Genomic DNA, 6,605 nt, shown 5'->3' with positions numbered 1-6,605 from the left:
TCTTTGGCGCAGCCGAGGGCCTGGACGGCGAAGGCTTCGTTGATTTCGATGGCGTCGATTTCGTGGAGGTTCCAGCCGGTGAGGGTGCAGAGTTTTTTGATGGCGCCGACGGGGCCGAGGCCCATGAGGGCGGGATCGCAGCCGACGGCGGCGCTGGCGATGATGCGGGCGCGGGGTGTGAGGCCGTGGCGGGAGACGGCGTCTGCGCTGGCGAGGAGGACGAGGGCGGCGCCGTCGTTGATGCCGGAGGCGTTGCCGGGGGTGACGGTGCCGTCTTTGCGGAAGGCGGGCTTGAGTTTGGCGAGGGATTCGACGGTGGTGTCGGCACGTGGGTGCTCGTCGGCGGTGACGTCGCCGATGGGGATGATCTCGCGGGTGAAGGCGGCGCGGCTGGCGGCGACGCGGCTTTGGCTGAGGGCGGCGAAGGTGTCCTGCTCGGCGCGGGTGATGGCGTGCTTGTCGGCGATGCGTTCGGCGGTTTCGCCCATGCCGATTTTGAGGAGGGGATCGGTGAGGCCATCGACGAACATGGCGTCTTGGAGGGAGGAGTCGCCGAGCTTTTTGCCCCAGCGGAGATCGGTGGCGTAGTGGGGGGCGCGGCTCATGGACTCGACCCCGCCGGCGAGGATGAGGTCGTTTTCACCGGAGCGGATGGAGTCGGTGGCGAGGGCGACGGCTTTGAGGGAGGAGCCGCAGGCCATGTTCACGGTGTAGGCGGGGACTTCCTGGGGGATGCCGAGCTGGAGGCTGAGCTGGCGGGCGACGTTCATGCCGGCACCGGCCTGGAGGACCTGGCCGAGGATGACCTGCTGGATGTGGGGGCGGAGGGACTGAGGCAGCATGGCATCACCGAGGGCGTGGCCGAGCTGAGTGGCGGTGAGGTCTTTGAGGCCGCCGCCGAAACGGCCGATGGGGGTGCGCCTGGCTTCGATGAGGTAAACGGGGTGCATGATGGATGTGGGAGGGATTTACGGAGGCAGAGGCGCGATGTCCCGCACAAAAGAGCGGGAGGGGAATAATTCCAAAGCGGGGGACTTGCGGATAAATTCCAGGTGGATATGGCGCCTGGGACGCTTCTTTGGAATGCGCCAATGGCACCTCTGGCTGGCGGCGGTCTGAGGTCTGATGATCCTGGGGCCTGGGGGAGCGAGCTTTCCGCGGGTCTTTGTCAGTTGTCAGCGGGAGGCAACTGGCTGCCGGGAGGCGAGATGTGATACCATGGGCAGTTGAAAACGAGTCTGGAGCAGCGTGTGGCAGGATGGGCCGCGGCGTGGCGGACCTGGGTGTCTGGCTGTGCGCGTGCTGTTAGCGCTGGGGCGTGCGGAGGGCCTCGAAGTCGGGCGGTTTGGCGGAGAGTGGCGGTGGAGATTGAGAAAGTGCCCGACGCCAAACACGGCCGACCTACGGCCGAAGCGTCGCGCTGTCCGCCTGTGTGAGAGAGGGGCCCTGCTGTATCTGGAATACAGAGCTGTTTTCAAGTGTTCGTGGTATCATACACCCACACGGTGGGCTTGCGGGTGTCCTTCCATTTCAAGCCGGCGGGACTCGAGCCGGCGAAGTTCATCCCTGCCATGGTGGATGTCTCTGTGAGGAAGATCTCCGCGTGGCTCTAACGGCGGGCTTTTTGAGGAGCGCTTCAGCGATTTTTTCTGACTCTACTGGACGCAATCCGCGGGTTCTTAGAAATCGAGGTAGATTTCGGCGCGGCGGTTGTGGCTGCGGCCTTCGGGGTTGTCGGTGCCGTCGTTTTTCTTGTTGGGGCTGAGGGGCTGGGCTTTGCCGAGGCCTGTGGTTTCGACCTGGTTGGCGGGGACGCCGAGGACGGCGAGCTGCTGCTTGACGGCTTCGGCGCGGCCGCGGGAGAGGCGGATGTTGTAGTCGTCGGCGCCTTTTTCGTCGGTGTGGCCGGCGATGCGGAGCTTTTTGGAGGGGTCTGCCTTCATGAGGGCGGCGATGACTTCGAGCTGCTTGAGGGCGCGGGGGTGGAGCTCGGCGCGGTCGTACTCAAAGTAGAGGGCGAGGGATTCGCCGCCTTTGGGATTCTTCACGATGGGGGTGTAGGGGACGCCGAGCTTGGAGGCGCTTTTGGCGAAGGAGCCGAGGATGTCCGAGAGATTGAGGCCGACGATTTTCCAGGGCTGGGCGATGTCCGCGCGCTTGAGCTCGACGCCAAACTCGGTGTTTTGCTGGAGGGATTCCGACTGGACCTGGGCGATGACCCAGGAGACTTCGGGATTGGCGATGGTGATGATGAGGGGCTTGGCGGGGTTGAGGGAGTACTGGCCTTCTTCAAAGACGATGCAGAGACCGACGAGGCGCTCGACGGGGACTTTCTTGTCGTCCACGAAGGCGCGGGCGGCGGTGAAGTCGTGCCTGAGGAGGTGGCGGACGAAGTCGCTGGCGAAGGCGAGGGCGTCCGTGCCGTCTTCCACCGCGAAAAGAGGCTGCTTCATGGGGGTGGAGGCGGCGGGGGAAGGAGGGACAGGCGGGGTGGGGGCACCGGGCCTGGCGGGGGCTGTGGTGGGGGGCGGAGCCGGGGAGGCGGGCGGGGTGACGGGCATGGCGGCCATGGCGCCGTTCATGGCCTTGGGCAGGGTGGCTTTGGCGACTTTCCAGCCCATTTTCTCGTCGCGCTCCAGATCGAGCTGGATGCGCACGGTTTCCTGGGAGCCGGGGAGGGTGAAGGGAAGGGCGATGCGGGTGCGGTTTTCGACGAGGCCGAGGAGCTCCACCTGGTCTTCCGCGGCGGGTTTGTAGCCCATGGCGGCGAGTTCTTTGAAGAGCTTGGAGGCGCTTTCTGACTGCCCGGCGTCCGCAGCGGCGGCGAGCTTGCCGGCGGAGGCGAAATCTCCGGTGGTGAGGCTGCGGATGAGCTGGCGGCCGAGATCGAGGGGGCGGGCGAAGGCGAAAGCCGGGGGGGCGGGCTTTGGGGGAGGCGGGGGCGTGGCCGCAGGAGGCGGGGAAGCGGAGGGTGCGGCGGGGGTGGTGGCGGTCTTGGCGGGCTCCGAAGGAGCCTTGACCGGGGCGGTCTCCGCGACGGCGGGTGCGGGCCCTTCCTTCCGGGCGTCCATTTTCTTTTTGGTGAAGAGGAAGAAGATGGCGGTGCTGAGCGCGAGCGCGGCAACGACGATGAGGACTGGCACGAGACTGCCGCCATGGGAGGTGCGGACAGAGGTGGAGCGGGACGGGATATGCATGGCCGGGAGGAGGCTGTCCTGTGACAGCATTAAAGATGCCACTACGGGGGGTGATGAGGCAAGGGGGATTTTGGGGTGGGGGGAGGCGGGAGGGGTGGGCGGTGAGGGCGGGGCCGGGGGGGGGTAGGGGGATGGGGGGCGGTGAATCAGTGAGTCAGTGAGTCAGTGGGGCAGTGAGTCAGTGGGGCAGTGGGGCAGTGGGGCAGTGGGCGGTAGGCGGTAGGCGGTAGGCGGGGGGTGATCGATCTAGCGAACAGGTGTTGTCCCCTCACCCCGACCCTCTCCCCGAAGCGGATGGATCGTTTTTGCGTTTTTCAGGGGCGGGGAGAGGGAGGGCGGAGCAGGGCTCGCCGCCTTGGGGTTATCGGCTCGTTTATTTTTTAGAATGCCAGCGTGCCGTGCTGCGGCGCGGAGGGGGGGACGCTGCGGGGGAGGTCAGCGCTTGTCGTCGGTGCCGCTGGTGGTCTGGCCGGAGCGCATCTTGGCTTTGAGGCGGGACCAGAAGTCGTCTTCCTGCTTGGGCTCGTTTTTGGCGGAACCGGAACCGCCGCCTTTGAAGGAGGGGACGTCCACGCTGGCGGACTGGGAGCCGTCACTGTTCACATCAGCGAGGGCGCGGCCGTAGGGGGCGAAGTTGTTCACCGGGACGTCGTATTTCTGCATGCTGGAGGTGAGGACGCGGCGGGCGTTGATGAAGGCGGTGGGGCTGTAGTAGTTGGAGGAGTCGCGCGCGAACTGGGAGCGGTTCATGCCGATGTGGAGATTTTTGCGCACTTCAAAGTGGAGGTGGACGGGGTACATGCCGCTGTTGCCGCCCATGGTGCCGACGAGCTGGCCTTTTTCGACGAGGTCGTGGAGCTTGACCTTGCGCTCGTGGAGGTGGCCGTAGAGGGAGTCCACCATGGCGATCTTGCCGTCTGACTCGCGGAAGATGTGGCGGACGAGGATGCAATTTCCCCAGCCGACGCCGATGTTCTGGGAGAAGATGACGACGCCGCGGCCCATGGCGTAGATGGGGGCGCCGAGGTCGCTGTCTCCGCCGCCGCGGCCGTTCCAGTCCTCGCCGAGGTGGCCGTTGGGCCAGTAGCCGCGCGCCTTGTAGTAGCCGTCGGCGTCGGGCTTGCCGACGGGAAAGTCAAAGCCATCTGCCAGGCGGACGCGGAGGGTGGAGCCGGACTGGGCGGCGGCATTGAGGGTGAGGAGCAGCGCCACGCCGAGGCACAGAAGGGCGCGCCAACGCGAAAAGCACGGGGCGAAAAAGGACGCAGAGGTGGTGGGGGCACAGGCTGGCATGCCGGGAGGGGAAAATGATGGTAGTCGAAATCGTTGCAAAGGCCAGTATGAAAACCGCCGCGGTGCAAGAGATGAGTGGCGGGCCGCGAAATTGGAGTGGTTCCCAATCAATGTACTCAATGCACTGAGTGAAGTGCGGGGGGCTTGCAAACCGGGCCAACCGCCTGATTATAGCCGCTGTCATCTCTCCACCTCCCCCTTTTCTCCCTCTTTCCTAATGCTGCCCGACTGGCTCGCGATCATCCTCCTTGGCATCATCGAAGGTGTCACCGAATTCCTGCCCATCTCCTCCACCGGGCACCTGCTCATCCCACAGAATCTGCACTGGCTGCCGCAGAAGAGCGGTCTCTTTAATGTGGTGATCCAGACGGGAGCGGTGCTGGCGGTGCTGGCGGTTTTCACGAAACGGCTGAAGCACCTGGCGGGGACGCTGGGGGAACCGAGCACGCGGGACTACCTGGCCAAGCTGTTTGCGGCCTTCTTCATCACGGCCGTGGGAGGATTGATGATCAAGAAGTTCGACATCGAGCTGCCGGAGACGATTCCGCCGGTGGCGTGGGCGACCTTGATCGGGGGGATCATCATCCTGGTGCTGGAGTATTTGCACAAGGACAAGCGGGGAACGGATGACATCACCTGGACGGTGGTGGTGGCGGTGGCGCTGGCGCAGCTTCTGGCGGCGGTGTTTCCGGGCACCTCGCGCTCCGGGGCGAGCATTCTGATGGCGCTGGCCTTTGGCATGTCACGGCCGGCGGCGACGGAGTTTTCATTTCTGCTGGGCATTCCGACGCTGATGGCAGCGGGGGCCTTTAAGATCCTCTCCGCGGTCAAGGATGGCAAGGCGGGGCAGGAGGACTGGGGCATGGTGGTGCTGGGCACGGTGGTGTCTGCCATTTCGGCCTTCATCGTGGTGAAGTGGCTGATCCGTTTTGTGCAGGGGCATACGTTCAACGGTTTTGCCTGGTACCGCATCGCGCTGGGGACGGCGCTGCTGGTCTGGGTGGGAACAGGAGGAGGGCGCTGACCATGTTTGCGATGGCCAGAGGCTGGTTTCGCCGATCGGTGTTTAAAACCATCCGCTTTCTGAAGCACCCGCGGAAGCTGAGGCACAGCCCGATGAGGCGGTGGTTTGCGCGGCACTTTCTGGACAAGCGGGTGTGGAAGCCGACGCAGCACACGCTTTCCGGAGGCATGGCGGTGGGGATGTTCATCACGCTGCAGCTTCTGCCGATTCAGATGCCGACGGCGACGATTCTGGCGGCGATTTTCCGGGTGAACATCCCGATCGCCATCGCGCTGTGCTGGGTGAGCAATCCGCTGACGGTGCCCTTCATGGCGTGGGTGGAGTATGCGATCGGCAAATGGGTGCTGGCGCTGTACACGACGGTGCCGACGTCGCCCTTTCCCACGCACCTGCCGGAGTCGATGGTGGAGGCGTGGATCGTGCTGAAGGAGCATGCGCCGGTGATGCTGGTGGGAGGGATCATCCTGGGAGCGGCGGTGGCGCTGGTGAGCTATGTGGCGACGTGGGGCTGCTGGGAGATCGGGGTGAGGATGGAGACGGCGAAGAAGATGAAGGAGATGAAGACGACGGCGGTGTGAGTGCGGAGCGCCTGGTTTTGGCAAAGGAATGAGCTGGCAAAGGAATGGCCGGAAATTGAGAGCCTACGGAAGACACGGAATACACGGAAGCAGATCAGATATGAGCCGTGGGACGGGTGCAGGCATCTGACGAGGATCCACCAAGCATTTACCACAGAGCACCGGAACTCAAGGCGGCTTGATTGTGGGACGGGGAGTAACGACGGAGGCCAGTGGCGGAAGGGGGCGCTGTTTTTTGGCAAAGGAATTTCTTGGCAAAGGAATGGCCGGAGATTGGAGGCGTAGTAGTCAGAAGCAGCCGAACACCAAGCGGATGGATTGTGGAACGGGGAGTAACGACGGAGGCCGGTGGCGGAAGGGAGCGCTGTTTTTTGGCAAAGGAATTTCTTGGCAAAGGAATGGCCGGAGATTGGAGGCGTAGTAGTCAGAAGGCACGATGAACACAGAGATTCCAGAGCAGACCCGTTTTTAACTCTTTGTGGTATGATTTGCGGTGATGAGCGGGCGTGTTTC

5 protein-coding genes are annotated in these 6,605 nt (G+C 64.1%); 2 read left to right on the top strand and 3 right to left on the bottom strand.

The features are described from left to right. From ACILSQ_RS23135 to ACILSQ_RS23125, 3 genes are all read right to left on the bottom strand, one after another. Positions 1-950, bottom strand: a 950-nt coding sequence (locus ACILSQ_RS23135) for a thiolase family protein (protein WP_395746041.1), incomplete at its 3' end; no start/stop codon positions are given. A gap of 729 nt (positions 951-1,679) precedes the next feature. Further along, positions 1,680-3,197: an OmpA family protein gene (locus tag ACILSQ_RS23130; protein WP_395746040.1), complete on the bottom strand. Its 1,518-nt coding sequence runs from the start codon at positions 3,195-3,197 to the stop codon at positions 1,680-1,682. Positions 3,198-3,632: 435 nt separating this feature from the next. Next, positions 3,633-4,490 carry a M23 family metallopeptidase gene (locus ACILSQ_RS23125; RefSeq protein WP_395746039.1) on the bottom strand — a complete coding sequence of 286 codons (858 nt, stop codon included), beginning with the start codon at positions 4,488-4,490 and terminating at the stop codon, positions 3,633-3,635. A gap of 220 nt (positions 4,491-4,710) precedes the next feature. On the opposite strand from ACILSQ_RS23125, the gene ACILSQ_RS23120 reads away from it, so the two are divergent. Then, positions 4,711-5,514 carry an undecaprenyl-diphosphate phosphatase gene (locus ACILSQ_RS23120; RefSeq protein WP_395746043.1) on the top strand — a complete coding sequence of 268 codons (804 nt, stop codon included), beginning with the start codon at positions 4,711-4,713 and terminating at the stop codon, positions 5,512-5,514. A 38-nt stretch (positions 5,515-5,552) separates the two neighbouring features. Further along, entirely contained in the window at positions 5,553-6,092 is a 540-nt protein-coding gene (locus tag ACILSQ_RS23115; RefSeq protein WP_395746038.1) for a DUF2062 domain-containing protein, read from the top strand. The last annotated feature ends 513 nt before the right edge of the window (positions 6,093-6,605 follow it).

It is taken from the genome of Prosthecobacter sp. (genome assembly GCF_044227185.1).
Taxonomy (GTDB): Bacteria; Verrucomicrobiota; Verrucomicrobiia; order Verrucomicrobiales; family Verrucomicrobiaceae; genus Prosthecobacter.
The sequence above is the reverse complement of the archived record's forward strand: the minus strand, read 5'-3'. Positions and strand labels throughout refer to the sequence as shown.

What these genes read in the sequence shown, in the direction of transcription:
- ACILSQ_RS23130 (WP_395746040.1), bottom strand. Translation starts at nt 3,197, where the DNA reads ATGCATATCCCGTCCCGCTCCACCTCTGTCCGCACCTCCCATGGCGGC.
- ACILSQ_RS23125 (WP_395746039.1), bottom strand. Translation starts at nt 4,490, where the DNA reads ATGCCAGCCTGTGCCCCCACCACCTCTGCGTCCTTTTTCGCCCCGTGC.